Here is a 24758-nt window from a genome sequence, read left to right on the forward strand (position 1 = left end):
TCTTGTCCCTACCTAAATCGTCGTATTCCAGCCGATTGCGTGGCCCGGCTCGGGAGCTTGTTCGATGTCAATCTGCACCGCGGCGAGTTGCATGCCGGCCACCTGGACAAACGACCCGAGCAGTCCATAGCGAAAACTCGCGGCATCGAACCGCGTCAGCCAATCAGGCTCTATCACGCTTGTTAGTCTCGATATGCCCAGAAGCCTGCACACGCTGGGAACTGAGCTCATCAACTGCCGGAAGAGCTTCCCTCCGCGACGATCCCTTCTTATGAAAAATCGGGACCATTCATGGATCTCACGCCCATGCGGTACCGGTCCATCGACCAGGTGCGAATAACGATCTTGGAGAAGATGAGGGGCACTCGTCGGCAGAAACCTGTACCCTCCGACCACATGGTCATCCTCGAGGGCGAGCACATAAACTGCCTCGGGTGTATCATAGCCGTCCACCTCGCGCCCGTCGGGTCGGGCAAGCGCCGCCCACCCGCGCTCGCCGACAAAAATGTCGTGACGCAACCTGTAGTGTTCCTCCAGAAGATCTTGGTGGCGAGGGTCAGCGCTACCGGTGATGAGACGAATCATGAAATGCGGCCACTCCTCTTTGGAGCGACATTCTTAGGAGGAACTCGCGCCGGCTATTGCCATCTTTAGCCATTGACGCGCGGCATCCTTCAGCCGGCGATCTCCATCGAGCTCATAGCTTTTGCGACGGCCTGCGTGCGCGTGACGGAGCCAGTCTTCCGCATAGCCCCAGCAATATGCTTGTTCACCGTGGAGTCGGATATGCCGAGTATCTGCGAGATCTCCCACGCTGTTTTGCCCTCCGCCACCCAGGTTAGCACCTCGCGTTCCCGATCAGAGAGCGTCAGGCCTTTGGGACGGCTACGGTCGACGAGCAATTGAAGCCTGCTCGCGAAAGTAAGCGACAGGACATTCACGGATTCTAGGGCCTCCTTGCGCGTGATAGGCGTCTCGCCGGCAAGCGAAATGCAGCCGGCGAGCGCGTTGCGGACGGGAATGGGAATACATACGCCGTCCTTCAGGCCGGCATCGGCCCCTTCCCTCATGATGCGATCGCCAGCGGATCCCAACGCGCTGGCGCGCATACTGGCCTCTTTCCAGGTGAAGGGCGTCCTAAGGACAAGGGAGGCCATCGCAACCGGATTGCGCTTGATGTAGTCGCGCGATAGATAGTGGGACATCCAGTCTTCGGGCCAGAACCGTTCAAGGACCAGATTTTCGAAGCGCTGGCCGTGGCTTGGCAATCCCGTGACGATGAAGTGGCTAAACCCGAACTGGCGGATAGCGGCGCGATAGAGTCCGATGAGCGCCCCGACGGTTGGGGCATTTGCCAACTGTAAGGCGTCCTGAAGTATGTGCATGGTATTCATCCGGCGCTTCCTTTCGCGTGAATGCCACGGACACGGTCAGAGTTTAATGATGCATTGAGGCTATTGAAACCGTTTTCAATCATCGGAAGCTACAAAACAAGCCCAGGCAGAGATATTAGCACTGCCGCAAATTCAGCCTAGCAGCGCTCTCGCTTGACCTTCAAATGTGCTATCAGCCGGACGGCTTCTGTTCGTCCGGCAAGGTTTTCCGTGCTGGCGGTTCTTTTCTATCACTGCGCCTCAGTTGCGAAAACACAGTGAACCAAAACCGAAAATCATCTTCGCGGCCGGCATAGCGGGCAGTGAAGGCTGCGGACGCAGCTGCGAGCGATGCCCCTGAACCGTAAAGGGCGACTGCGGCGTCAGCAGCCTCCGAAGGATTTGCAAAATGCCATAGTGTTAAGCGATTTCCGCCAGCCAGTATGTCTTCGTTATCATGTTGTTCCACGCCAAAATCTCCCGCGGGTTGCGTCCGGCGCGGGGCTGACGAAGCCATTAGACCGGACGTTGATCACCCACAGAAGTGAGCCACGGTCTCGGGCATCTGCCCGGACACATTCGTGCCGTCCCTGGTCTTGCGGTCAAGGTGCGCGTTGAGCGGCTCTGGGCAAGGTAGTAATTCTACTACCTATTTCGCTAGGATCGATTGCGATAGCGGTCAGCGTTGATTGTGTCACCTTCGAGGTCGGAATCCAGCGGGTGCTGGCATTGCGGCGAGAGGAGAACGACCGCGCGCGATCTCGTATTTCGGCTCGCCTTCGACCGGGAGCAGAGCTGCCGATGGAGCCAGTGGCAATTATCTGCTCGCAAGACGCAGAACTCTACATCATCCTCGAATACATTCTTGGCTTGGAAGGATACAAGGCCCTGCTCGCGGGCAACGTCGAGGATGCGGTGGAACGGGCGAGGGAAATATCTCCCGCCGTAGTCATCCTGGACTGTCGTCCCGGCGGCCTCCCGATCGCCACGCTGTGTGCCCAGCTGAAGCAGGAGCCGACAACTCGAGCTGCCCTGCTTGTCGCGCTGATTGCACCAGGCGCGGAAGACCAGCATATCGAACTTTTGAAGGCAGGTGTTGACGATAGCCTCGTCCGGCCTCTGGTACCAGCGAAGCTGTTAGCTTCCTTGCGATCTAAGCGGACGACAGGCGCGCGCAGCAATATTCACGGCCACCACGTTCTTGGCTTCGGCAACATAGAACTGCGGCCCGACAGTTTGCGCGCGCGAAGTGGCGATAGGGAATTCCAACTAGGGGCGATTGAATTCCGCATGCTACGGCACCTGCTCGAAAATCCGCGCCAGGTTTTCAGCCGCCAGGACCTAATCGCGATCGCTTGGCCAAAAAACATCCATGTCGACGACCGCACGGTGGACGTACATGTCAGTCGTCTACGCAAGTCGCTGCACAAGCTCCGGACGGGAATCTCGATCCGAACGGTCCGATCCGCCGGCTACATGCTTGATGATACGGACAATTCCTGATCGGCAGAACTGTTGCCTGCACCAACATCTCCACCACTTGCGGCATGCCGTGAACTTACCACAAAGCTGATTGTCCCTCGCCGGCGTGGTCAGCCGGATCCGGATGCGAGTTCCGCCCCATCTTGTTACAGAACTGTGAAGGTTGGTTTGATTATTAACTTGCTTGTCAAAAGAAATTAACAACAATTCACCCGCAAGCACAATGTTCTTCTTTATATCCATCCTCTCTTTTGGAAGATGCTTACCCGCGAAAGAAGGATGGGCTTATGTGCCACATCTGCTCGATCCTTTATTCGCGAAAGGAGGTTCAGATGTCGGCAGCAGAATCTCCAGCAAGGGCTGGCCGCGCTGCTCGCTTCCGCAACACTGCCTCGGTCATCGACCGGACTCGAACGTTTTTCGAGGAGGCTCACCGCCGCGGCCTGATGGCCGTCTACGGGCGCTGCGGACTGGGAAGGACCGTCTCACTCACGGCAGGAGACCGCCGAGGCAATACGATCACAGACTATGTGCGCTGTTCCTACCTTGGCCTCGACAATCATCCGGCTATCGTTGCCGGCGCCATCACGGCAGTCGAAGAATATGGCTCGCTTCACTGGTCCTGTGCGCGCACTCGGTTGAATTTTGGGCTCATAGGCGATCTTGAGGGCACCCTCTCCCAACTCTTTGGCGCACGCGTCATTGCGTATTCAACGGTTATGGTTGCCAACATGGGCGCACTGCCGATCATTGCCTCTGGACATCTGACGGAAGGACAGAAACCAGTGATGGTTTTCGACCGTCTGGCCCATGCCTCGCTCGCCTTTCACAGGCCGGTCGTGGCGCAAGAGACCCAGGTCGAGACTATTCCTCACAGCGACCTCGATGCCTTGGAGCAGATTTGCCGGAAGCATCCGGTCGTCGCCTATGTGTGCGATGGTGTTTATTCGATGGGCGGCTTTGCGCCGATCAAAGAACTTCTGAGGTTGCAGGACAAGTATGGTCTCTTTCTCTACATCGACGATGCGCACGGCATTTCGATCTTTGGTGACAACGGCGAAGGCTTTGTGCGCTCGCAATTGCCCCCTGACCTTGGCGAGCGCACGATCGTTGCGGCTTCGCTCGGCAAGGGTTTCGGCGCTTCTGGCGGCATGCTCATGCTGGGAACAAAGCATCAGGAAGTGCTGTTTCGCTACTACTCCCTTCCTCATGCATTCTCTGCTTCACCGAATGTCGCGGCCGTTGGCGCCGCCCTCGCATCGGCGAAGATTCACCAAACAGCCGAGCTCAAGCTTCGCCAGGAACGCTTGGCCGATCGGATTGCCTTTTTCGACAAGCACATCGAGACTGACCAGCGCGGCGCCCTGCTGCCGATCCGCATGATCAAGGTGGGTGACGAATTCGCGGCCATCAAATTCGCGGAGCGCCTGCTCGACGAAGGCTTTTACACATCCGTGACGTTCTTTCCTACGGTTGCTCAGGGCCGGTCAGGCATACGCATCTGCCTGACGGCAAGTCACGAGCTTTCGGACCTCGGGCAGCTCTGCGCCAAGATCGCTTGCTATGAGCAAGAAGCACTGACGGCGGCCTGATGCCTACGCGGCAATCAGGTCGGCTTCGTCGCGGCCTGTAGGGCCCAGGTGCCCACTCAATCAAGTCGCATCTGGACAAAGCGGCTTATCGGAGTTTCGGAACATGACCAGCCACGAGCAAATGAGGATCTCTCGCCTGGCCCATGAGCGTGCGAAAAAGGTCATGCCTGGAGGCAACACTCGCAGCAGCGTCTACGAGGCGCCCTTTCCGCTTTATCTGAAATCCGGAAAGGGAGCCTATGTGACAGATGTCGACGACAACGCCTATCTGGATTTCCAGAATAATTTCACGGCCCTGATCCATGGCTATGACCACCCTGACGTGAACTCGGCGCTGGTCACACAAATCGGCCGGGGACTGAGTTTTGCTAATCCCACCGAGAGTGAGATCGATCTCGCCGAGATTCTTTGCGAAAGGGTGCCCTTTTTCGAGCAGGTGCGCTTCACAAATACAGGATCGGAAGCGGTGATGATGGCCATCAAGGCCGCGCGTGCCATCACCGGGCGCCCGCAAATAGCAAAGTGCGAAGGCGCCTATCACGGCAACTACGACTATGTGGAAGCAAGTTTCGATCCCGTTCCTGCCGACTGGCAAACGGGGACCGCAGAGGCCCAGGCGTATAACCACGGAACCCCGGCCTCAGTCCTGGCCGAGGTGGTCGTCATTCCTTTCAACAACGTCGCTGCGACTGAGCGGGTGCTGGAGCGGCGCAAGCGGACGCTGGCCTGCGTTGTCATCGACCCCCTTCCATCGCGCGCGGGGCTGGTGCCCGTCGATCCCTCGTATCTCCGTTTCCTGCGAGAGTTCACTGGTCGCCATGGAATTCTGCTGATCTCGGATGAAGTTCTGAGCTTCCGGCTGAGCTATCGCGGCGCGATTGCCACCTACGGGATTGAACCGGACCTGTGCACTTTCGGCAAGATCGTCGGCGGCGGACTGCCAATCGGGGCTGTTGCCGGTCGAGCCGAAACCATGCGTGTCTTTGATCCAAGCCGCGGCAAACCGCCCGTCTCCCAGGCCGGGACCTTCACCGCCAATCCACTGAGCATGGTTGCAGGCGCTGCCGCCATGCGCGCCCTGACCGAGCTGGAGATCGAGCGGCTCACCGCCCTTGGAGCGCAAGTTCGATCGGAACTTGGCGCAACACTGGCTGCCTCAGATATAGGAGGGCATGTCACTGGCGCCGGCTCCCTATTTTGCGTGTTCATTGGCGACGGAGAAGTAAAGGACTACGCTAGCGCCTATCATTCGTGGCAGCAAAGACAGCGCCTTTCGCGGTTGATCTCACTCTGCCGCGACGAAGGGATTCTCCTATCGCGCATCGGTCTTGGGGCTCTTTCAACCCCAATGGCAACGGCCGAGATCGCCACGCTCGCCGTGCGGTTCGGTCGAGCATTGGCCAAGCTGGCCGCCACGACACCGTCCGCCGCTGTTGCGTGAGGCAGGAGAATGACTGTCATGAAAGGCGCCTTTGCAGTCGCGAACGATCGGCTATCGCTCCTCGCCTACCTCCTGCTCGCCGCCGTCTCAATTTGGTGGGCGGGCTCTTATATTCTCATCAAGATCGCGGTTCTTGATGTGCCCCCGGCGACCCTTGCGACGGCGAGGCTGCTGATCGCTGCAACTGTGCTGCTTGTGTGGTTGAGGTTCGGCCATGCAGAATCCCTTCCCGCAAGCTTCGATGCCTGGGCCAGATACGCGCAGATCGCGTTGTTCGGCCACGCTCTGCCTCTCTATCTGATCGCGTGGGCCTCCATGACCGTGCCGGTGAGCGAAATGGCGATCCTGGTCGCCACGACGCCTCTCTTCGCGGTGCTTCTCGCCTGTCTTGCCCTTCGTGAGAAGCCATCGCGAGCAACCATCTTCGGTCTGTTGCTGGGCTTTATCAGCCTGGCCGGGTTCTTGAGCCCTTCCGCGGTATCGACGTTGTATTCAAGCAGAAGTGCCGCACCGCTTGCGGCCCTTTTGGGAGCAGCTGCAAGCTATGCGCTGTCCGGTCGCGCGGTGGCCCGACTACAGGACAAAAATGCGCTTGTGACTGGAACGGCGGTCATGATCTGCGCAATTCCAATGTTGCTGCCGCTGAGCCTCGCCTTCGAACGCCCTTGGGCGATCACCCCGACAGCGCAGGCTCTTGTCGCACTGCTGCTACTCGGCGTCGTGTCCACAGCCGTGATGTACGTCGTTTACTATCGCTTGATCAGGTTGAGTGGGCCAGCCTTTGCCAGCACGCACCACTACTTGGTCCCTGCTTTGAGTATCGCCTTCGGCGCCGGGTTTCTCGGCGAAAGGCCAACTCCAATCCAAATGATGCTCGTGATGCCGATAATCGCGAGCGTTTTCATCGTTCGCGGGCTGATCTCCCGAAAATTGTGAAACGCGCCTTTCGGAGGAGAACGATCGTGCTTACTCTTCAGACGCCGCGACTTTTTATGCGCCCGCTGGCCAAGTCCGACCTCGAAGACGTTCATCGCCTGCACACCGATCCGTTGGTCGTACGATCGCTGTTTTCAGGCGAGCCTCCGTCCCGCCAGAACACCGAGGAAAAGCTGGACCAGTATGTCCAGGCTTGGCGGCAGAACGGCTTTGGCTTCTTCGGCGTGTTCCTCAAAGGAAATTCGCGGGCAGGAAGCGAATTCGCGGGCCGCGCGGGCCTGCGCCGCTTCGAGGATACGGCGGATGTCGAGTACGGCCTTTGCTTGTTCGGGCACGCTGCTGGCCGCGGGATCGGTCCCGAACTCGGCGGGGAGATCCTGCGCTATGCCTTCGAGGAACTTGGCCTGGAGCGGGTGGTCGCGCTGATCCGGCCCGAGAACGAACGCGCTGTTCGCGCGGCCGAAAAGATCGGATTCAAACATATCGAAGACAGACCATACGGCGATCGCGTGAAGGGTTTTTACCAGGCGCGCCGGAGCCCGTAACGCGATCGAGAAGAAATGCGAGCTAACGGCTCGCGTCAAGCCCCTCAGCAGGGAGAGAAATCATGGAAGTCTTGACGGCGAAGACGATGGGTCCGTCGAAGAATGAGAGGCCCATGTATGACCTTGTCGTTCACAATGCGGTGCTTCTGACGGTCGATGAAAAAGACCATGTGATCGCGAATGGCGCCATCGCAATCCACGACGGGCTGATTGTTGCGGTCGGATACAGTCGGGACATCCTTTCTCGCCATGATTTCCGCGAGGTGATCGACGCAGGCGGAGGAATACTCCATCCCGGCTTCATCGACGCCCATGTCCATATTTCCCAATACACCTCGCGCAGCGTTCTTGCCTGCATGGACGGGACAAGTGTCACCATGGGCGACTGGAAAGCCGCGCTTACGCCGGATGATGAGCATGCGAGCGCGGCCTTGGCGGCCGTCGACTATTTAAGAAGCGGCTACACTGGCTTCGTCGACCCGGGCACCATCTTCTCGCCTGACGCGGTCGCCCCGGTCGCGGATGAATTCGGCATTCGCATATGGCTTACCGATCCGTATGTCGCCGACGCCGGCACCGAACTCCAGAAACACTTCCCGGAACTTGTCAGCGAGTCCTTTCTTGCCCTTTGGCCAAAAAATCGGGACGAAGCCTTTCGCCGCCTGGGATCACAATTATTCCGCAACAAGGACCGGAACAGTCTCGTCAGAGCATTTGTCGGCCTCTATGGCGAAGGCACGGACTCTCAAGCTCTTTTCCGCGCCGCCTTCGATCTGGCCCGTGAGCATGGCGTGCAGATGCAGGAACATTTGGGCTACGCGCCCCTCCTTTACCGTCAACGGGAATACGCGCTCGGGGCTAGCATGATGCAGCACATGAGCGAAGAGGGTCTCCTCGGCAGCCACGTCACCTTTGTGCACATGAATGCCGTTCATCCTGGGGACGTCCAGATCCTCAAGGCGCGGGACGTCGGCATAGTATGGTGTCCCTACGGGCAGTTGCAGATGCTTGGCCGGGGCGGCGCCGAAGGCCGGATGGTGGAGCTGCACCGGGCCAGCGTAAAGGTCGGGATCGCAAGCGACATTCCTCGCGCTGTGCATTTTGGCGGGCTCGGTACATTGGCAACGGTAACGGCGGCGGCAACGGGGCTGGCCGCGTCGGGCCCCGAAATCCTGCGCATGCGCACAATCGGATCAGCTGCCACGGTAGGCGCGGCTTCGGAGCTTGGCAGTCTCGAGGTCGGCAAGCGGGCCGACTTCGTAGTGCGTAGGCCGGATGTATCCGAAAACCTTGGGCTTGATCCGGCGCTGGAATTCGCGGTAATTGCCGACGCTGGCACAATCGACTCCGTGTTCGTCGACGGCAAGTGCGTTCTAAAGCATGGAGAGGTGCTGAAGGCCGACAGGCCCGCCGTGATCGCTCGCGCCCGCCGTTCAGTGCGCGGCCTTGCGGCCCGCCTTCACCTTGCCTGATCGGCCTTAGGTTTCTTGCCCTGCGCAGTGTGATTGTAGGTGCGCACGAAGCCTTCTATGGGCCGGCACCACATCTTCGAATGCGCCGAACGGAGCCACCGCCCTGCCGATAGCCTCCTGCTTCTTGCTCATTCGGTTCCCTTGTGGCTTCAACCGGCGAAGGACACACCTCGATAACGCATGCCTATCTGGACCACTCGCACGATCAGCCTTGACAGCATCTCCATGTCGACCGGCATGTTTGGACGCCAGACATCAAGAAGAAGCGCGACGCGAGGCTGATCGGACTTATTCATCACTTCGTGCTCGAAGGTATCGTCCCAGAGCATGCATTCGCCATCTGCAATGCGCCTTTCCTGATGATTGATCATCATGATTGTCGCCGGGCGACCGTCCGGCTGGCGTGGGATCACCAAGCCAAGATGAAACCGCATAACACCGCGGAATGGCCCGCGATGAGCTGGAATGTGCTTGTGCGGCGCCAGGAACGAGATTGCCGCTGATTTGACTTCCGGGCTCTCATTTAGCAGCCGGCTGAGGACCGGCATCCGCGACAGGTTTTCCGGTATCGTCATGTCATAGGCTTTGAGCACGAACATCCGCCAATCAAGGCCGTCATTGGCCGAGATTTCTGCCTGCTCGGGCATGATGTCATGAAACCGGGGAACCTTGGTCAACCGAACCGCGAGCGCCTCGTCACGGATATCCTTCCATGCGCCGACAAACTTCGCAGCGTTGGGGAATTGAGTTTCGGCCTCCAGGATCGCCGGAGCTCGTATGCGCCTTTCATAAATCCGGCGCACGAAATTGGTTGCGAAATCATAGATGCGTGACATTCATTCCTCAATAGGGTTACCTGATGCCTGCGATTGAGGTCCAGCGGCCCTTGGGTCACGCTAGCCGCGCATCGGCATTTCCACTTAGCTATTCCGGCTTCCGGTTTTCTTCTGTTTATTTCTGTTGAGAATTATGTACGAGGCGACGCGGCGAAGCACACCAGGTGGTCCAATGGCGATGAGGACAACTCATCGCAGCCCGTCGGCCAGCACCTCGCCAAGCGGGCGGGTCGGCCGTCCGATGAGCACGCTCAGTTGGCGGCTGCAATCCTCGAGAGCGCCTTTTGCAGCGCAAGCGTCAGAGTCGACCAAAAGGTCTGCCAGCTCATCGCGCAATCCTGCGGCACGCAGCTTGTCCCGGTACTCTGACGGGGAAAGGTCTCGATAAACAATGGGCTGCCCGCTAATCGAGGCAGCCTGCGACGCCAATTCGTCGAGAGTGAATGCCTCGTCGCCGGCCAGTTCGTAGACACGACCTACGTGATCGTCTGTACTCAAGACGATCGCAGCAGCTTCAGCATAGTCAGCACGAGCTGCCGAGCAAATCCGGCCGTCTCGCGCACATCCGAACAGTACCCCTCGATCGAGGGCTGACCGCAACGACGCTAGGTAGTTTTCAGTATACCAGCCATTTCGAAGTATTGCATGAGGAACCCTGGATGCGACGAGGTCCGCTTCCGTTTGCCTATGGTCTTGCGCTACCGCGAGAGCTGACTCCGGCGCGCGAAGAACGCTTGTGTAGACGATCAGTTCGATGCCCGCCTGTTCGGCTGCGGTGATCGCGTTCCGGTGCTGCTGAACCCGTGCATGAGCATCTGTCCCAGATATAAGGAGCAATCGCTCCATCCCCTCAAAGGCAGCCGCGACGAGCTCAGGTTCCCTGTAGTCGACCACCCGTACATCGACGCCCTTTGACCGCAAGCGCTGCGCCTCAATGCTCAAAGGGGAGCGTGTAGCCGCAACGATCCTGTCAGCAGAAAGTCGCCCCAGGAGAGCATCTATGACAAGCTCTCCCAACTGCCCAGTGGCACCCGTCACCAGAAATTTCCCACGCAATGGAGTTCCCATAAAAAATCCTTTTTGAGGAGAAATCCCGGACTATCCCACTGCACGCCGGCTCGCAGCAGGATGGCTCTGTCCCTTCCGCCGTCGCCTCCCCGTGGAGCCCGTCGCCCCGGGGGGTGGTAGTGGCGACGGGCAGGCAAATGGCTACACCGGGTAGAATTGGATCGACCAAAGGCCCGATCTTACTTGATTGGAAAAGCTATTTAAGTCAATTCAACAACCAATCTGAAATATAACAAAATATACATTCGCTATGGATCATTCAGATAGCAGAATACGAACCAGCATATTATTTGCTGCAGGCGAAACAGGCCGGCGTTTAACTCAGATATTGCCAACCTAAAAAGCCCGCCGAGCCGCGGCCATCACCTCAGTGACCAGATCTCGCCTCAGGAGGTCAATAGGAAGATCGCCGCCCAGATGCGGCGAAGGGTGGACCAACCACGACCATGCAAGCCGTGGGTTCTTTGCCAGGGCAAAAACGTCCGGAATTCCTGGAACAGGCCTTCCGTCCACGAATTGCGCCAGTGGGAAAACGTGCCTGCCAAGGCCTTTGCGCAATGCAATGACCTGATTGCGCTTTTGCCAGCGGTGCAACGTCGACCGGGGAATCTGAAAGTTCAATTCCAGATAGGTGGGTCCGGCAACGGCGCCCGCCCAATCTTCAAGTCGCATCGAGGTCACATCGGCTGGCCGCCAACGCGTCAAATTTGGTTCAGCCACCCGCTTGGAGTTGCCAGGTGTCAGCCGGGCCTTCGTGCCTGCCAGTGCCGAATTACCGTTGATGGCATCCTGGGGCTGCGGCTCAACTGGTTCGAAGCACGCAACGCTGTCCATTTCGTGAGCGCCAAGCCATCCTACCTCGTTCAGCCGGGTTGTCACCCCCGCGACGATCAGGCCGACGTCTGTGGCCGCGTTGTCATACGTGACCAGATATCCCCACCCGTAAGGGCCCGATGCCTGCTGGCTGTTAAAGTAACGGAAACCGTCCGCGCCGAGAACGCCGGCGACCTTCATTACGCTGTCACGCCAGACCTCGGCGCGCCGAATAGCTTCTGCCTCGCTGGATCCTCTAATCACTATCATCATTTTACGGTGATGTGACAAGCCACCGGCCCCCATACAAAATGAAGAAACACTTATTAATCGCTTCTTACTGGTGATTTTCGGTTTATCGATGACATTATTGTTTGAAGGCGTGTTTTAATATTTAGAAATATGTACAAACATATGCGATGAACAAATTATTTCATACCAACCCCCGGCTGCCCGTCAGAGCTAACCGGGGCATCTCCTACAAAGGAAAATGGTCCGCGGCTGGGGGCCGCGGACCAGGATGGCAAAAGCTACTGATGCTAGAATGACCGCTGGAAGCGGAGGATGCCGCCGACGCCATCGTCCTTGACGAGGCGGAAGTCACTCTTTGCCCTGTTGTAGTAGTCGACCTCTGCCGTGACCGTGAAACCGGGGACGACATCATAAGCGACGTTCGCGGCCAGACCGAGGGTTTTGCCTTCGTCATAGGAAACCTGGACGTTGAACGAAGTCTTGTCGTTGAACTTGTAGGTGCCGCCGCCCCAAATTGCCCAGCTGCCGTCCCAAAGCTTGTAGAAGTTGTGTCCGGTGTTCGGCTCCGTCACCTCATCCTTGTTGCCGTAGCCAACCATGGCGAACAGGGACAACTCGTTGGTCGCGTTGACGTCCAAGCGAACCTTCCCGGAGATCGCTTCGTAATTGCTGTCATAAGCGAGTACGCCGGTAACGGCACCCCAGCCCTGTGTGTACTTCACGCCGCCGACCACATGCGGGACGTAGCTGTCGATGGTGTTGACGCCCGACCCTTCTTCCAGCGAGACAACTGCCGAGAAGCCGTTGCCGGCGTCGAAGTAGTACTGGATAACGTTGGTGTCGAACTCGCCATAAGGGACGATCGTATCGTCAATGACATTACCGGCGTAGCCGATGAAGGTGTCGAAGGCCGATTCGTCTTTACCGACGCGAAGACCGCCCAGTTGGATCCAGGCGAAGTTCAACGACACATCCTTGTTGCCGGCCTGCCAGTGATTCCGCTTTGTGTTGCTCCCGCTTTGATCGGTGTAATCCCCGGCGTTGTTGCCGTAATTGAAGCGGACTTCGGTGTAGGTCTTCAGCGTGCCGAGTTCGGTTTCTTCGCCAGTCCATGTTTTCAAAGTGAAGCGGGCTTGCTTGAAATAGGTGTCGTTCCTCTTGCCGCTCTTGAGATGGTCCGGGACGTTCTGCACCCCCTCACGATCGCCCATGCCGATGTCGTAGCGGACAAAGCCGCCAATGCGCAGGCAGGTCTGAGTGCCGGGGATATAGAAGTAGCCGGCACCATAGACGTCGCAGATCTTGACGTATTGCGCGGGTTCCGGTTCGGCGACGGTGATCGCGTCGGCGGCACGCGCTGCCGAAACTGCAATCAGCGCCGCAGTTGAGCCGAGAAGCAGGCTCTTGATGTTCATTGTCTGACCTCCAGTGACGTTGAGGGGCGGCTAAGACTTTAGCCTCGGTCCCCGTATCGAAACGGCAGATATCGCCGCCTCCTCGCAATGGATTATCGGTCGACTTCGATTCTTCAATGGTAATATGATAAAATCACTTGGTTCAATATCGCTATAAATGGCGATGTTGCTGAAATATCACGAAATATGATACGCATGATACTTATGAAACGTAATGAAACCTTTGGCACAGATGATACGAACAAGACAATAATTGGTGGCAACGCGACATTATCTGGGGCGCAATCTGCGAGAGCAGATTTTCCGACGCAGCCGGCTCGCAAGCCAAGCGGTCGCCTAAACGAGTATGGTTGTTCCGTCGAGATTGCGCGGAAGGGGCCTTTGCTTCCCGGTGCTTAGCAAATCTTAACAACACAAAATCCACGGCAACAGCAGGACGAGGTTTCAGTGCCATCCGTGCGCGAGCGCGGAGGTCCGCTGAGATAATGCCCCGGGTTGGAAGCTTAGTTTTGCGGCTCAGCAGCATGCATGGCGCTTACGCGCCACCTGGCCACAGCCGGATCGAAAATCATGGCTGACGGCTTTTCAGTTGTGTTGGGCAAGGAACGGCATGCTCGGCCGATCGTGGCATCCATCCTAGTCATCCAGACCAAATATATTGGCGATATGGTGCTGACGTCCGCGGTGGTGCGGAATCTTCGCCTCAGCTTTCCAGGCGCTAGAATAACAATACTTTGTACGCCTGGACTCTGCAGCTTCGTGGTTGCGCAAAAAATCGCCGATGATGCACTGGGGTTCGACAGGCGAGGCAAGGGTAAGGGCCTGCTCGCGCGATTGAGCGAATACTACGATTTGATCGGGGAGCTGCGCCGGCGAAGGTTTGACCTCACAATCGATCTGAGCGACTCCAGAACGTCCCGGCTCCTGCATGGATTGGTCGGCGCCCCCCTGCGGGTCGGATTCGAGCCCCCCGAAAACCCTTTGCGCTTCTGGGAAAGGCAGCCAGCCAACATCTTTGCTGAGCCCTCTGGCCCAGAAGGACCCCATTATCTGCACCGATATCTGTCGCCTCTGCGCGCTCTCAATATCAATGTGACGGATGCCACGCCCAGGCTTGAGCCGACAGCTGGAGCTCGAGAAGAGGCCAAGGAACTCTTGGCGGTGAATGAGCTGATCGGAAACGCATACATTGCCGTGCATGCCGGCGCCAGATTTGAAGGGCGGTGCTGGCAGCCGCAACATTTCGCCACGGTGATCGACGAGATCTTTGCCGCCAGAGGTCTTCGCGCCCTCCTGATTGGCGGTCCCGATGAGACAGAGTCAGAGAAAACCATACTCGCATCAACTGTGTCACCGGCTGTGAGCCTGGTGGGGAGAGTGTCGCTTGAGACACTGGTCGCGCTGCTTTCGAACGCGTTGATTTTCTTGGGGAACGAAAGCGGTCCGATGCATCTGGCGGCGTCCACCGGAACGCCGGTTGTTGGCTTGTACGGCCTCACGCCCCCCGACGTCTGGTCCCCAGTGGGGGTGCCGCATCGAACCTTGGCGCCGCCCCTGCCCTGCCAGTGTGTTGCCGCCGGCATGTGCATGCCAAACAATCCCGGCCGGGTCTATTGCGTTCATCGCTTGCGCGTCGACGACGTGGTAGCAGCGACGCTCGATTTGATCGACGTTGCGCAAAATAGAGGGCTAAGAGCGGAGGCGACGCGCCCTTAGGGCGAATTCCCGCTCCGGCGTTTCGCCAGATTTTTGACTGTGGTGACTTCGCGGAACCATTCCCGCAACGGTTTCGCCGGCATCCCGCCCCACCGTTCACCCGCTGGAATGTCTCGCATCAACCTGGAGGCTGCCGCGAGTTGAGCGCCGCGACCGACAAGCAAATGGCCAGCAATAGCGCTCTGGCCGCCTATGCCGACCTCATCCTCCACCGTCGTCGATCCCGCGATCCCGACCTGAGCCGCCAGGACGCAGCGCTGCCCGATTCTGACATTGTGAGCGATCTGCACCAGATTATCGACCTTGGTCCCGTCACCGATAACGGTGTCACGGCCGCTGCCCCTATCGACCGTGGTGTTGGCGCCGATCTCCACATCGTTGCCAAGTACGACCCGACCGAGATGAACGAGCTTGAAATGTCCCGAACGGCTCGTCGCAAACCCGAAGCCATCCTGCCCCAGACATGCCCCCGGCTTTATCACCGCCCGTTCCCCGATGCTGCAGTGGGCGATAGTCACATTGGCCCCTATGGAACAATCCGCGCCGATCACGACGTCAGGACCCAATATAGCGTGGGCGCCGATGGAGGTCGCATTACCGATGACAACCCCTTCCCCGATGACGATCCCCGGGTCGAGCACCACACCGGCTCCAATGCGAGCTGTCGGATGCACGAAACACCCAGAAATCACGCCGGCGCTGCCAAAGAGTGAGGGGGCCCGGACGGCCTCGGGATGCATTCGCGCCAGAATTCTCGCATAGGCCAGTCGCGGATGCTGGACGATAATGGGAATTGTGCCCTCGGGCACCAGATGGGCAAAACGCTCAGCGACCAGGCAAGCGCCGGCGCAGGTGGCACGTAGCGCCTCCACATGACGGGCATCGTCAAAATAGGCTATGTGCCATGGCCGCGCGGTATCGAGATTGGCGCCGCTGTGCAGGCGCATCGTTGGATCGGCATCGTTTGGCAGCTGAGCCCCGGCGTCCTGAGCAATTTCCGCCAAGGCTATGCCCCGGCTGGTGTCGGTCTGGGCCGTGCGCAAATCGTTGTTGTGAGCCGGTTGATCAGGGTCGGTCGGCCTGCCAGGGGGGCGGGGATTGCAGGCCGACCGACTGACCGCGGGCCCGCCGGCGAGCGACGCGGTTTCGGGAGGCAGGCCCTCGGTGTGGAGGAGCGGAAAGAGTTGATGAGGCTGCGTATCGGCCGACCCAGGTACCAGGCTGTCGCGCAGGCGGCGTGAGGCCCATTTCGTCAGATGGAACAGCACGAGGACGGCCATCACCGTCGTCACCAGGCCGTCGATGCCGAAGTCGATCAGGCGATCTGTGAGTCTCTGGAGCAGGGCCAAGGCCCGAGCGGCAAAAGATCGACGGCCGGCATGTTTGGCCGTCGGTCGCAGCTTGCCACCGGGTCGTGCCATTTGAACGCCCCCTGGCTCGGCTCTTACAAACTTCCGCTGTTCACCGCGCGCGGCGGCTTATCCGTCCAGGACGGCGGGAGACCAATTTGGGAGCCGGCAAAATCCTTCAGACCGGGATCCCGGCCGAACCTTTCGCAGGCGTGGTATTTCGGTTTGCCGCCGAGATTGGACTTCAGCTTCTGAAAGGATGGAAGTTTTGGCAGACCCTTGAACGGCGTCTTGCCTGTGACGAGCATCTTTGAGAAGTCATTGCCGAAGCTGGAAGCCAGGGAATAGGCATCTCCGACTTGTGACATTCTCGCGCTGGTGGTAATGAAATTCGCCCCCTTGGACCACACCATCGCGGCGGCCTGTTCCCCATCCCTCGTGGTTGCCTCGGCTTCAACGCCAAGGCCGCCAAGGCCCAAAGGCAATCTGGGAACGGGCACGGGCGAGACGAAGGATGCTCCGAGCGACGTTGCGGTCGACACGCCGGCCATCGTGGCGTTGGTCGGCACAATGCGCGTCACGGTGGCGTGTACTATGAGGTCGGCATCCTTCATGCTGTCGACCACTTGGAAACGATCACTGACGCCGACACAGAGTGCACGGTTGATGGCGTTGGCGACTAACGCGCTGTCCGAGGGCTTCTTAACCGATTGCTCCGCATAGGCAGAGACCATGGTGGGTTCGATGTATACCGTCTTGGTCTGGTTTAGATCTTGCGGAACGGCTTTGTATTCGGCTTTCTTGATCCGTCCGTCGACCTTGGCCATATCGTCATAAGAGGCCAAGGAGCCGCCGGGCTGTAGGGGCACCGATGTGCAGCCGGCAATTGCCGATACGGCGAGGGCGGGAACCAGCGCTTGGCCAAGCCGGCGCGGATTTGGCCAGTTCCGAGCTCTACCTGATCGAGAATTTGGCAATTCATTTCTCCTTGCTGACGTGAACGTGGTTGCCGGACGCTATGGATTTTGTTCATCTGGCATTGCTGCGACGCGCTTTTCAGCGAACAACGGCGTATCTTGCCAGAGATGTCCGCTGGCCATCTTGGCGTAGCCGAGGCTGTAGAGCGCGCGCATGTAGTGGGTGTTGAACGGATCGGTCATCTTGTACGGGACCTGCATGTCGATGACGCCGACATGGAACCGGATGCCCTTCTTCTGGGCGTAGAGATATGTCGCCAGCAAAGCACCGCGTGTTTGCGACTTGATGAGCGTGGCGTTTGCCCTGGCCATGACGACAAAGGTGTTGTTGGTCGTGGTGGAGAACTCGGGCATCAGCGCGTTGTTGATCAGAATGAACATGTTGAAGCGGCGGCCCTTGCGCCACGCATCCTTATCGCGCCCGGCCATCCAGCCTTCAGGGATGGTCAAAATCTGCGACACCGAACCGCCATCGGAATGCATCTCTTCGAAGGACTGAGCCCCGGACTTCGCTTTGATCAGCACCGCGGGATACATGCCCGGTATGCTGGCGGAGGCGATGATGACGTCCTGGAAGAGTTTGAGCGCGTCGGGTCGGCCGCTGTCAGCGATCGCCCCCATGTTCCAGATGACCGCCCGCTGGGAATCGAGATTCGAGGTCAGCACGAGCAGTCGCCGGCCTTTGCGGTGTTCAGCGGCGATCTTGGCTAACACTTTGGCGGTGAGGTATTTTTCGACCATCCGGCGTAGTGGCTGCTGCTTGAGCAGACTCGGCCCAAATAGCCCCTTGGGCAGAAAATCGGCGTCGACCAGGGTTTCTGCGATGCCGCTCGTGTAAAGGTCGACGAGGGCCTGGTCATAGTTGGCACCGAGGAAAGCGTAGGGTGCGATCAACGCACCGGTGCTGACGCCGCTGACGATATCGAATTGAGGGCGGGTACCGATTTCTGACCACGCCTTCAGGGCACCGACGCTGAAAGCGCCTGCGCCCCCGCCGCTCGACAATACAAGGTAATTGATTTCCTTGTTCTTCGCGATCGGCAGCCAAGCCCGTTGATCGGCCTGCCCCTTGGCCAGATCCGCGTAGGTGCGGATATCCTCGAAGCCGTCAATGGTGGCAACGCTTGCGACCTTGGCGCCGTAGTCGATCCGATCTGGCGCCAGACAGCCGGTCAGGAACGCCAGCAATAAAATGACCATCAATCGATGCACGTTTACCGCCTGCGCCGGGCTGCCGGTGAAGCGCTGGGAGTCGCTCCAGTCCTTCAGCACAATTGGCGAGCCCCTCACGAGCCGCCTTGCGCGGCACTAGCGCCGATTCACGATTGTCTTGGGTTTTGAGTTGTTAAGAATTGTTGAACAACCCAGAACGAAATTGGTGAGGCGCCTGCAGGCGGCGCTTCGCCTTGTAAGGACCTCGTCAACCCGCCAAAGCGCTTGCCTGTGCGTCCGCCAATTTGACCGTCGGGCTCGCGACAATCTGGGCCTGCGGCAGCGAGACTTTCACGCGCAGGCCGTGGGGAACGATGTTCTCCAAGGTCAGCGAGCCGCCATGGCCTTTCACAATCTCGTCCGCTATCGATAGACCAAGGCCAAAACCGCTGTTGGTCGTCGAGGTGCGGGCCTCATCCGCCTTGAAAAATGGCTCCAAGGCCTTTTCGTGCAGGCCCTGAGCAAGACCGGGACCATTGTCCCTGACCACAATGGACAGTTCGCCCCGTGAAGAGTTGGATAATTGGACATGGACGATGGTGCCGAACCTGACGGCGTTTTCCACAATGTTGGTTATGGCGCGTGTCAGGCCTTTCTGTTTGCAGGAGTACCCGAAGCGCTCGGGACCGACATAGATAACCGTGTGGCCCAGGTCGCAGAATCCGGCGACGATGGTCTTCAGCAAGGCCGCGATGTCTACCTTGCGCAGCGGCTCGTCCCGGGCGGTGCTGCTCAGATATTGCAGGCTGTCCTCGATCATCGCAGTCAAGGTGGTGATGTCATCAAGCATCAACTGCTTGGCGGGGATGTCCTTCGACCGCTCCACGCGCATGCGTAGCCGTGTCAGGGGTGTCCTGAGGTCATGGCTCACGGCGGTCAACATGCGTGTACGGTCATCAAGCATCTTATGGATGCGACGCCGCATGTCGTTAAGCGCCGTCGCAAGGGTGCGGAGCTCTTTGGCGCCAGCGACCGTGAAAAGTTCGTCCTCTTTGCTGTCAAGCCGCAGGCTCTTTGCCGCCTCGGCAAAGCGGACAAGCGGCGACGTGATCAGGCCGCCGATGTAAAGCACCAAAAGCAACATTGGGAGGATCAAGATAAGGATCTTTGCGATGAGTTCGACAATCGCGCTCAAGAATGCCGGATAGGTGTCCGCGTCGGAGAAGCGCACCAGAAGACCACGCTTGGCGTCGACGCGCACCACCAGAGCATTGTGCTCCTCGTCCTGGGGCACAACCACGGCCTCGAAGTCCTTCGGGAGCACGTCGCGCAGCTCGTCGGCGACGAACTGCAAATGCTCTCTTTGGCTGCTGACTAAGCTGAAATCCGCCCAAGGCAGGAGCTGCATATCGAGCCCAATCGGAGCTGTCGCGCGCAGCAGCTTCTCAACGTCGGCCTCGCTGGAGCTGTTTCTGACCTGTTCTACGATCAACTCGATTTGTGTGCTTCTGACGGTCACCAACGTCTGAGCGGGGCCGTTCTTGAAGATGTATGGTTCCGGCAGAAGTGCAATGACGCTCAGCAGCACCGCCGGGATGGGGATCGCGGCAAGCACGATGAACTGCAGGCGGATCGGGGCCTGTCTGAACCAGCCGATCATGCGGCGACCGTAACCTCCGGCGTGAAGATATAGCCCCCCAGTCGCACCGTCTTGATGAAGGTGGGTTCCTTGTAATTCGGCTCAATCTTCTGGCGGATCCGACTGACATGCACATCGATGCTGCGGTCCACCGGTCCCGCCGACCCCGCATGGGTGCAAGAGAGGATTTCTTGCCGGTTCATCACCTGCCGCGGGTTCTGACAAAACACCAGGAGCACGTCAAACTCGGCCGTGGTGAGTGGCACATGGACACCCTCGCTATCGGTTAGCTCACGCGCGACCGGATCTATCTTCCAGCCCGCGAAGGTCAGCGGTTCCTGGCTCGGTTTGGACTGGCTGGCATAGGCCGATCGGCGCAGAAGCGCCTTCACCCGCGCCAGCAATTCCCGGGAACTGAAGGGCTTCGTCACATAGTCGTCTGCCCCCAACTCAAGCCCCACCACCCTGTCGACCTCCTTCGTCAGCGCGGTCAGCATGAGGATAGGCGTGGTGTCGGCCGATCGGATTCTGCGGCAAATGCTGAACCCATCTTCCCCCGGCAGCATCCCGTCGAGCACAATGAGGTTGAAGTCCTTTTTCCGCAGCAGCCGATCCATTTCGGTGCCTGAACCGACGGCCTCGGCCAGGTAGCCCGCATCTTTCATCAACTCGATCAGCATGCCCGCGATATCCCGATCGTCCTCAACGACAAGGATGCGCGGCGATCCCTGCGAGGGTACGGTGTATGCGAAATTGTCCATAGGTCCAGCCATCGGATCGTCTCTAGACTAGGCAATACCCCCCCTGCTCCGGAGCTGTCAGCAATAATTGTGTTTATTTTTGTTGCTGCCGCGCAGCTCGCCTGTCGACCAAGGCGAAACAAATCCGAGCACAGCTTAACAACACTTAAACCTCTCCGATGAGCCGGGACGCTACCAGCAGTCCGGACAACAGACGCTGACGGCCATTGCCCGGAGAGCTTCATGCATTCACGTGTCGGATCGAACCTGGCAGAGGCGAGCTCGAAGTCGAGGCCTGGCGACGCGACAGTTGGCGCCGTTCATCCATCTGTGTCCATTATCGTGCCCACCCTCAACGAAGTCGGCAATGTCGACCGTACCCTGCGTGCGATCCTCGCCCAGGTTTCCCGGCATTGCGAGTTCGAGATCATCGTTACCGATGGTGGCTCGGCCGACGGCACATGCGCGAAAGTCACCGATTGGCAAGAAAGTCATCCGGTTCGCCTCTTGAGGAATGGAAGCGGGCGCGGATTGGCGGCCGACGTCTTATGGGCTGCTTCGAACGCCAGGTTTTCGATCCTTGTGGTGCTGGACGCAGATGGCAGCCATCCGGCAACATCGATCATGGATCTGGTCCGGCCCATCGCGGCGGGCCACTTCGACATGGTCATCGGCAGTCGCTATTGCGAGGGTGGGGCGAGCGTCGGCTGGCCGCTGCATCGGCGCATCCTGTCACGTATCGGCGCGTCATTTGCTGCACCCTTCACCGATGTCGAGGACCCGTTGTCGGGCTTCTTCGCGATCCGCCGCGAATGCTTGCTCAGGGGCGCCGATCAGGCGGAAGGCTTCAAGATCGGTCTGGAGGCGTTGCACGCTGGTGGCGGCGACCTCAGGGTCGCTGAAAAGCCCATCACCTTCTGCGATCGGCATGCGGGGAAATCCAAAATTGGCGCCCGGCAGTTCATCGCCTATCTCGCGCAGTTGGTCAGGTTTTCCCGCGGAACAACCTCTTCGGACGCCGTGCAGCGTTTTCTGGCGGTGGGCATGGTCGGCTTTCTTCTCGACTTGTGTGCCGTCTCGATCCTGTTGGCCGCCGGGGCCGGTCTAGCTGTGGCTCACATCTGCGGTTTTTGCTTTGCCGCTGCATTCAACTACATCGGCCATGCGCGATGGTCGTTTGAGGGACGGGCGAGCGGTCGCGCTGGAAGCACACGTTTCCTGGTTATCTCCATCCTGGCCCTGGCGATACGTGGCGGATTGATCGCGGCGGGATCCGGCGCACTCGGCCTGCCGCTCTATTGGGCACTGCTGGGCGGTATCGTCGGCGGCGGCGTGGTGAGCTATCTCGGCAATGAATTCTATGTCTTTCGGCCCAATGCGTCGCTGTCCGCCCCGGCTCGTTGGAATATGGCCGCCTTGGCCATCACGGCCTATGTGGTCGTCCTGAGGCTCGTTTATCAAGGCGACATGGACCTCATTCCGCAGGAAGCCTATTACTGGAACTACGCACAGCATCCAGCCTGGGGCTATCTCGACCATCCACCCATGGTGGCTTGGCTCATTCGGCTCGGGAGCGCGATTTTCGGCGACTCCGAATTCGGCGTTCGAATAATGGCGACGGGATGCTGGCTTGTGACCGCGTTCTTCAGCTTTCGGCTCGCCCACAACCTCTTTGGGCGCAGGGACGAAGCCTTCATCGCCCTGATGCTTCTGTCGGTTTTGCCCTTTTTCATAGGCGTCGGACTACTAGCCACGCCGGATGCACCCCTCACGGCAGCATGGGCCGGGGCGCTCTATTTCCTGGAACGTGCAACAATCGGATTACGCCCCACGGCCTGGCTCGGAGCGGGGCTTTGCGTTGGACTGGGCATGCTGTCGAAATATACAATTGCGCTGCTGGGGCCCGCGACGCTTGTGTTCCTGCTGATCCACCCTCAGACCCGGCTCTGGTTTTCAACCAGATGGCCTTATCTCGCAGCCATCCTCGCGCTGGCCGTTTTTTCGCCGGTGATCGCCTGGAATGGCCTGAATGGCTGGGCCTCATTCGAATTTCAGGGCAGCAGACGGTGGTCGGGAGAGGAAATGCAATTCTCCGTCCACAGCCTCATCGGCTATATTGCGGTCTTGTTGGGTCCGATTGGGATCTGGCTCGGCATTGCGGCAGCTTCCAAGCTTGTCTGGCGTCCCGACCGTTTCCACGCCAGAGCGGCCACCACTTTCGTCCTCATCTTTACGCTGGTGCCGCTCTCGGTTTTCGCTGCGTTTAGTATCCTGCATGCGGTGAAAATGAACTGGACGGGCCCCATCTGGCTCGCATTGTTGCCAGCTATGGCTAACGTTGTTGCGACGGCTGTCCGCAGCGGAAGCATGCCGCGCATGATCATCTTTTTGAAAATGGGCACGGTAGCGAGCGTGCTTGTTTTTGCGGTGTTGCTCCACTACGTCGCGCTCGGCCTGCCCTTCGTTGGCTACTCCGGAAGCTTGCGCGGTCTGCCCGTTGCCTGGGAAGAATTCTCCCTCCGGGCGGAGCAGATCGGGGCCGCCGTCAAGGCAGATACCGGCTACTCGCCCCTCCTGGTCGGGATGGACAAATACAACATCGCCAGCGAACTTGCTTTCTACGGCAGGGGGCGAACCGGTCTGGAAAACATCACCAGTCAAAACGTCTTCGGCGAAGAGGGGTTGATGTTCGGCGTGTGGAATGCCCCCTCTCTGTCGCGGCGTGGCGCGGTCATCTTGTTCGGTGTGAAGGAGGACAGCGTCTCCTCCAATCGTCTCGCAAGGTGGTTTGAGCATATCGGGTCCGTCAGGACCGAGACCGTGTGGAAAAACCATGCCGTGGTTGGGCGCTTCTTCTATAGGGTCGGATACAATTACCGGCGCCCGACGGACGTCGCTCCACAGTGATATCCAAGCGATCCGCGCTTTGAGCGTCGGGCAGCATTCACGAGCGCGCAGCAACATTTCTTAACATCACAAAATCCAAATCAACCGCGTCCTCTCAGAGAGTGCAGCCGCTGGAGGTGCGACTGCGTCGGGCTTCCCGAGGCCATCAACACCCAGGAGCCGACCGAATGCCATCGACGAAGTCTTTCTCAGCGCGCTCGCGGCACGCCGCCGTCGTCACGAGCCTTTCGGCGCTTGCCTTGCTCCCTTCGAAAGCAGGCGCGGCTGAGCCCTTCGACAATGAACCGGGCGCTGCTTCACCGCAGGAGGCGAATGTGGATCAGCGCCGGTATGGCCCTATCCGTCAGAAGCTTGCGGATTGGAACGTCATGGTCGCCGGCGGAGCGATGTATGCGCCGAAGTACGAAGGCTCGGATGAATTCGAAGTCGTCCCGATTCCGATGGTCTCGGCAACGATCGGCCGGTTCACGATCTCTCCCGGCGGGATAGACGTCGATGTATGGGAATCGAGCGGCTTTAAGGTCACCGTGAAGGGCGGCTACGATCTCGGCGGAGGCCGCAAGGAGAAGGATTCAATTCACCTCAAGGGTCTCGGCGACATTAAAGGCGGAGCACTCCTCGGAGCCCAGATTTCGTATGAGACGGGGCCTTTGGAATTCTATGCTTCTGTCGACAAGACGTTTGGCGGCAGCGACGGGCTGCAAGCTGTTGTGGGAGCAAACATCTCACACAACTATAACAACTTCCTCTTCGCCGCGGGCGCTTCAGCGACATTTGCGGACGACAAGTACATGCAGACCTACTTCGGCGTCACCGCTCTTCAATCCGCTCGATCAGGCCTTAGTCGGTATGAGGCCGGCGCGGGGCTCAAGCGGTTCGACATCGAAGCGTCGGTAACTTACATGGCGACCGAAAACTGGCTTGTTCGCGGTCAGGTCGGGGTAGGCTTCCTCACCGGAGATGCAAAGAACAGCCCGATCACACGAAAAGACACGCAACCGTCCGGGATGCTCCTTGTCGGTTATAGGTTCTAGGAACTCAAGGCCCAGCCCC

General features: G+C 58.9%; 21 protein-coding genes. 9 read left to right on the plus strand and 12 right to left on the minus strand.

What is annotated here, in order from left to right; translation table 11 throughout:
• Positions 1-12 precede the first annotated feature (12 nt).
• The 3 genes from EN852_RS14380 to EN852_RS14390 form a co-directional block, all read right to left on the minus strand.
• Entirely contained in the window at positions 13-585 is a 573-nt protein-coding gene (locus tag EN852_RS14380; protein WP_127868198.1) for an acyl-homoserine-lactone synthase, read from the minus strand.
• 89 nt (positions 586-674) lie between these two features.
• Positions 675-1394 carry a LuxR family transcriptional regulator gene (locus EN852_RS14385; RefSeq protein WP_127875709.1) on the minus strand — a complete coding sequence of 240 codons (720 nt, stop codon included), beginning with the start codon at positions 1392-1394 and terminating at the stop codon, positions 675-677.
• A gap of 172 nt (positions 1395-1566) precedes the next feature.
• Positions 1567-1842: a hypothetical protein gene (locus tag EN852_RS14390; protein WP_127868200.1), complete on the minus strand. Its 276-nt coding sequence runs from the start codon at positions 1840-1842 to the stop codon at positions 1567-1569.
• 332 nt (positions 1843-2174) lie between these two features.
• Between EN852_RS14390 and EN852_RS14395 the strand changes: the two genes are divergently transcribed.
• From EN852_RS14395 to EN852_RS14420, 6 genes are all read left to right on the plus strand, one after another.
• Positions 2175-2876 carry a response regulator transcription factor gene (locus EN852_RS14395; RefSeq protein ID WP_127868201.1) on the plus strand — a complete coding sequence of 234 codons (702 nt, stop codon included), beginning with the start codon at positions 2175-2177 and terminating at the stop codon, positions 2874-2876.
• Positions 2877-3187: 311 nt separating this feature from the next.
• A complete protein-coding gene (locus tag EN852_RS14400) occupies positions 3188-4447 on the plus strand; it encodes an aminotransferase class I/II-fold pyridoxal phosphate-dependent enzyme (protein WP_127868202.1) in 1260 nt (419 codons plus the stop codon).
• 103 nt (positions 4448-4550) lie between these two features.
• Positions 4551-5888, plus strand: coding sequence for an aspartate aminotransferase family protein (locus EN852_RS14405; RefSeq protein ID WP_246694287.1), 1338 nt, complete (start codon positions 4551-4553; stop codon positions 5886-5888).
• 18 nt (positions 5889-5906) lie between these two features.
• Complete coding sequence (locus EN852_RS14410) at positions 5907-6824, plus strand: DMT family transporter (RefSeq protein ID WP_189401888.1); 918 nt, start codon at positions 5907-5909, stop codon at positions 6822-6824.
• Between the two features lie 56 nt (positions 6825-6880).
• A complete protein-coding gene (locus tag EN852_RS14415; protein ID WP_127875708.1) occupies positions 6881-7369 on the plus strand; it encodes a GNAT family N-acetyltransferase in 489 nt (162 codons plus the stop codon).
• 62 nt (positions 7370-7431) lie between these two features.
• Positions 7432-8841 carry an amidohydrolase family protein gene (locus EN852_RS14420; RefSeq protein WP_127875707.1) on the plus strand — a complete coding sequence of 470 codons (1410 nt, stop codon included), beginning with the start codon at positions 7432-7434 and terminating at the stop codon, positions 8839-8841.
• A 149-nt stretch (positions 8842-8990) separates the two neighbouring features.
• On the opposite strand, the gene EN852_RS14425 is transcribed toward EN852_RS14420, so the two are convergent.
• The 4 genes from EN852_RS14425 to EN852_RS14440 form a co-directional block, all read right to left on the minus strand.
• Positions 8991-9677: an aspartyl/asparaginyl beta-hydroxylase domain-containing protein gene (locus EN852_RS14425; RefSeq protein WP_127868206.1), complete on the minus strand. Its 687-nt coding sequence runs from the start codon at positions 9675-9677 to the stop codon at positions 8991-8993.
• Between the two features lie 189 nt (positions 9678-9866).
• Entirely contained in the window at positions 9867-10745 is an 879-nt protein-coding gene (locus EN852_RS14430; RefSeq protein ID WP_127875706.1) for an SDR family oxidoreductase, read from the minus strand.
• Between the two features lie 336 nt (positions 10746-11081).
• The gene (locus EN852_RS14435) at positions 11082-11759 is read right to left on the minus strand and encodes a hypothetical protein (RefSeq protein ID WP_127875705.1); all 678 of its coding nucleotides are present in this window, start codon (positions 11757-11759) and stop codon (positions 11082-11084) included.
• Between the two features lie 338 nt (positions 11760-12097).
• Positions 12098-13225, minus strand: coding sequence for a porin (locus EN852_RS14440; RefSeq protein WP_127868209.1), 1128 nt, complete (start codon positions 13223-13225; stop codon positions 12098-12100).
• A gap of 570 nt (positions 13226-13795) precedes the next feature.
• Here EN852_RS14440 and EN852_RS14445 point away from each other — a divergent pair.
• Positions 13796-14941, plus strand: coding sequence for a glycosyltransferase family 9 protein (locus EN852_RS14445; RefSeq protein ID WP_127875704.1), 1146 nt, complete (start codon positions 13796-13798; stop codon positions 14939-14941).
• Here EN852_RS14445 and lpxD read toward each other — a convergent pair.
• From lpxD to EN852_RS14470, 5 genes are all read right to left on the minus strand, one after another.
• Complete coding sequence (gene lpxD / locus EN852_RS14450) at positions 14938-16290, minus strand: UDP-3-O-(3-hydroxymyristoyl)glucosamine N-acyltransferase (RefSeq protein WP_348643433.1); 1353 nt, start codon at positions 16288-16290, stop codon at positions 14938-14940. The two genes, EN852_RS14445 and lpxD, sit on opposite strands and share 4 nt — an antisense overlap.
• Before the next feature lie 95 nt (positions 16291-16385).
• A complete protein-coding gene (locus tag EN852_RS14455; protein WP_245519765.1) occupies positions 16386-17135 on the minus strand; it encodes a DUF3313 domain-containing protein in 750 nt (249 codons plus the stop codon).
• A 171-nt stretch (positions 17136-17306) separates the two neighbouring features.
• Complete coding sequence (locus tag EN852_RS14460; protein ID WP_348632097.1) at positions 17307-18539, minus strand: patatin-like phospholipase family protein; 1233 nt, start codon at positions 18537-18539, stop codon at positions 17307-17309.
• A gap of 148 nt (positions 18540-18687) precedes the next feature.
• Positions 18688-20079 carry a HAMP domain-containing sensor histidine kinase gene (locus tag EN852_RS14465; protein ID WP_127868212.1) on the minus strand — a complete coding sequence of 464 codons (1392 nt, stop codon included), beginning with the start codon at positions 20077-20079 and terminating at the stop codon, positions 18688-18690.
• A complete protein-coding gene (locus EN852_RS14470; RefSeq protein WP_245519766.1) occupies positions 20076-20819 on the minus strand; it encodes a response regulator transcription factor in 744 nt (247 codons plus the stop codon). Before EN852_RS14470 ends, EN852_RS14465 begins: the two co-directional genes overlap by 4 nt.
• 222 nt (positions 20820-21041) lie before the next feature.
• On the opposite strand from EN852_RS14470, the gene EN852_RS14475 reads away from it, so the two are divergent.
• Together EN852_RS14475 and EN852_RS14480 are read left to right on the plus strand one after the other, a co-directional pair.
• Positions 21042-23705: a glycosyltransferase family 39 protein gene (locus EN852_RS14475; RefSeq protein WP_127875703.1), complete on the plus strand. Its 2664-nt coding sequence runs from the start codon at positions 21042-21044 to the stop codon at positions 23703-23705.
• A 167-nt stretch (positions 23706-23872) separates the two neighbouring features.
• Positions 23873-24739: a MipA/OmpV family protein gene (locus EN852_RS14480; RefSeq protein ID WP_127875702.1), complete on the plus strand. Its 867-nt coding sequence runs from the start codon at positions 23873-23875 to the stop codon at positions 24737-24739.
• The last annotated feature ends 19 nt before the right edge of the window (positions 24740-24758 follow it).

Source organism: Mesorhizobium sp. M2E.F.Ca.ET.209.01.1.1 (genome assembly GCF_004010375.2).
Taxonomy (GTDB): domain Bacteria; phylum Pseudomonadota; class Alphaproteobacteria; order Rhizobiales; family Rhizobiaceae; genus Mesorhizobium.

Excerpts from the sequence above, each read along its gene's own strand:
- EN852_RS14380 (WP_127868198.1), bottom strand. The coding sequence starts at position 585 with ATGATTCGTCTCATCACCGGTAGCGCTGACCCTCGCCACCAAGATCTT.
- EN852_RS14385 (WP_127875709.1), bottom strand. The coding sequence starts at position 1,394 with ATGAATACCATGCACATACTTCAGGACGCCTTACAGTTGGCAAATGCC.
- EN852_RS14395 (WP_127868201.1), top strand. The coding sequence starts at position 2,175 with ATGGAGCCAGTGGCAATTATCTGCTCGCAAGACGCAGAACTCTACATC.
- EN852_RS14400 (WP_127868202.1), top strand. The coding sequence starts at position 3,188 with ATGTCGGCAGCAGAATCTCCAGCAAGGGCTGGCCGCGCTGCTCGCTTC.
- EN852_RS14405 (WP_246694287.1), top strand. The coding sequence starts at position 4,551 with ATGACCAGCCACGAGCAAATGAGGATCTCTCGCCTGGCCCATGAGCGT.
- EN852_RS14410 (WP_189401888.1), top strand. The coding sequence starts at position 5,907 with ATGAAAGGCGCCTTTGCAGTCGCGAACGATCGGCTATCGCTCCTCGCC.
- EN852_RS14415 (WP_127875708.1), top strand. The coding sequence starts at position 6,881 with ATGCGCCCGCTGGCCAAGTCCGACCTCGAAGACGTTCATCGCCTGCAC.
- EN852_RS14420 (WP_127875707.1), top strand. The coding sequence starts at position 7,432 with ATGGAAGTCTTGACGGCGAAGACGATGGGTCCGTCGAAGAATGAGAGG.
- EN852_RS14425 (WP_127868206.1), bottom strand. The coding sequence starts at position 9,677 with ATGTCACGCATCTATGATTTCGCAACCAATTTCGTGCGCCGGATTTAT.
- EN852_RS14430 (WP_127875706.1), bottom strand. The coding sequence starts at position 10,745 with ATGGGAACTCCATTGCGTGGGAAATTTCTGGTGACGGGTGCCACTGGG.
- EN852_RS14435 (WP_127875705.1), bottom strand. The coding sequence starts at position 11,759 with ATGAAGGTCGCCGGCGTTCTCGGCGCGGACGGTTTCCGTTACTTTAAC.
- EN852_RS14440 (WP_127868209.1), bottom strand. The coding sequence starts at position 13,225 with ATGAACATCAAGAGCCTGCTTCTCGGCTCAACTGCGGCGCTGATTGCA.
- EN852_RS14445 (WP_127875704.1), top strand. The coding sequence starts at position 13,796 with ATGGCTGACGGCTTTTCAGTTGTGTTGGGCAAGGAACGGCATGCTCGG.
- EN852_RS14465 (WP_127868212.1), bottom strand. The coding sequence starts at position 20,079 with ATGATCGGCTGGTTCAGACAGGCCCCGATCCGCCTGCAGTTCATCGTG.
- EN852_RS14470 (WP_245519766.1), bottom strand. The coding sequence starts at position 20,819 with ATGGACAATTTCGCATACACCGTACCCTCGCAGGGATCGCCGCGCATC.
- EN852_RS14475 (WP_127875703.1), top strand. The coding sequence starts at position 21,042 with ATGCATTCACGTGTCGGATCGAACCTGGCAGAGGCGAGCTCGAAGTCG.
- EN852_RS14480 (WP_127875702.1), top strand. The coding sequence starts at position 23,873 with ATGCCATCGACGAAGTCTTTCTCAGCGCGCTCGCGGCACGCCGCCGTC.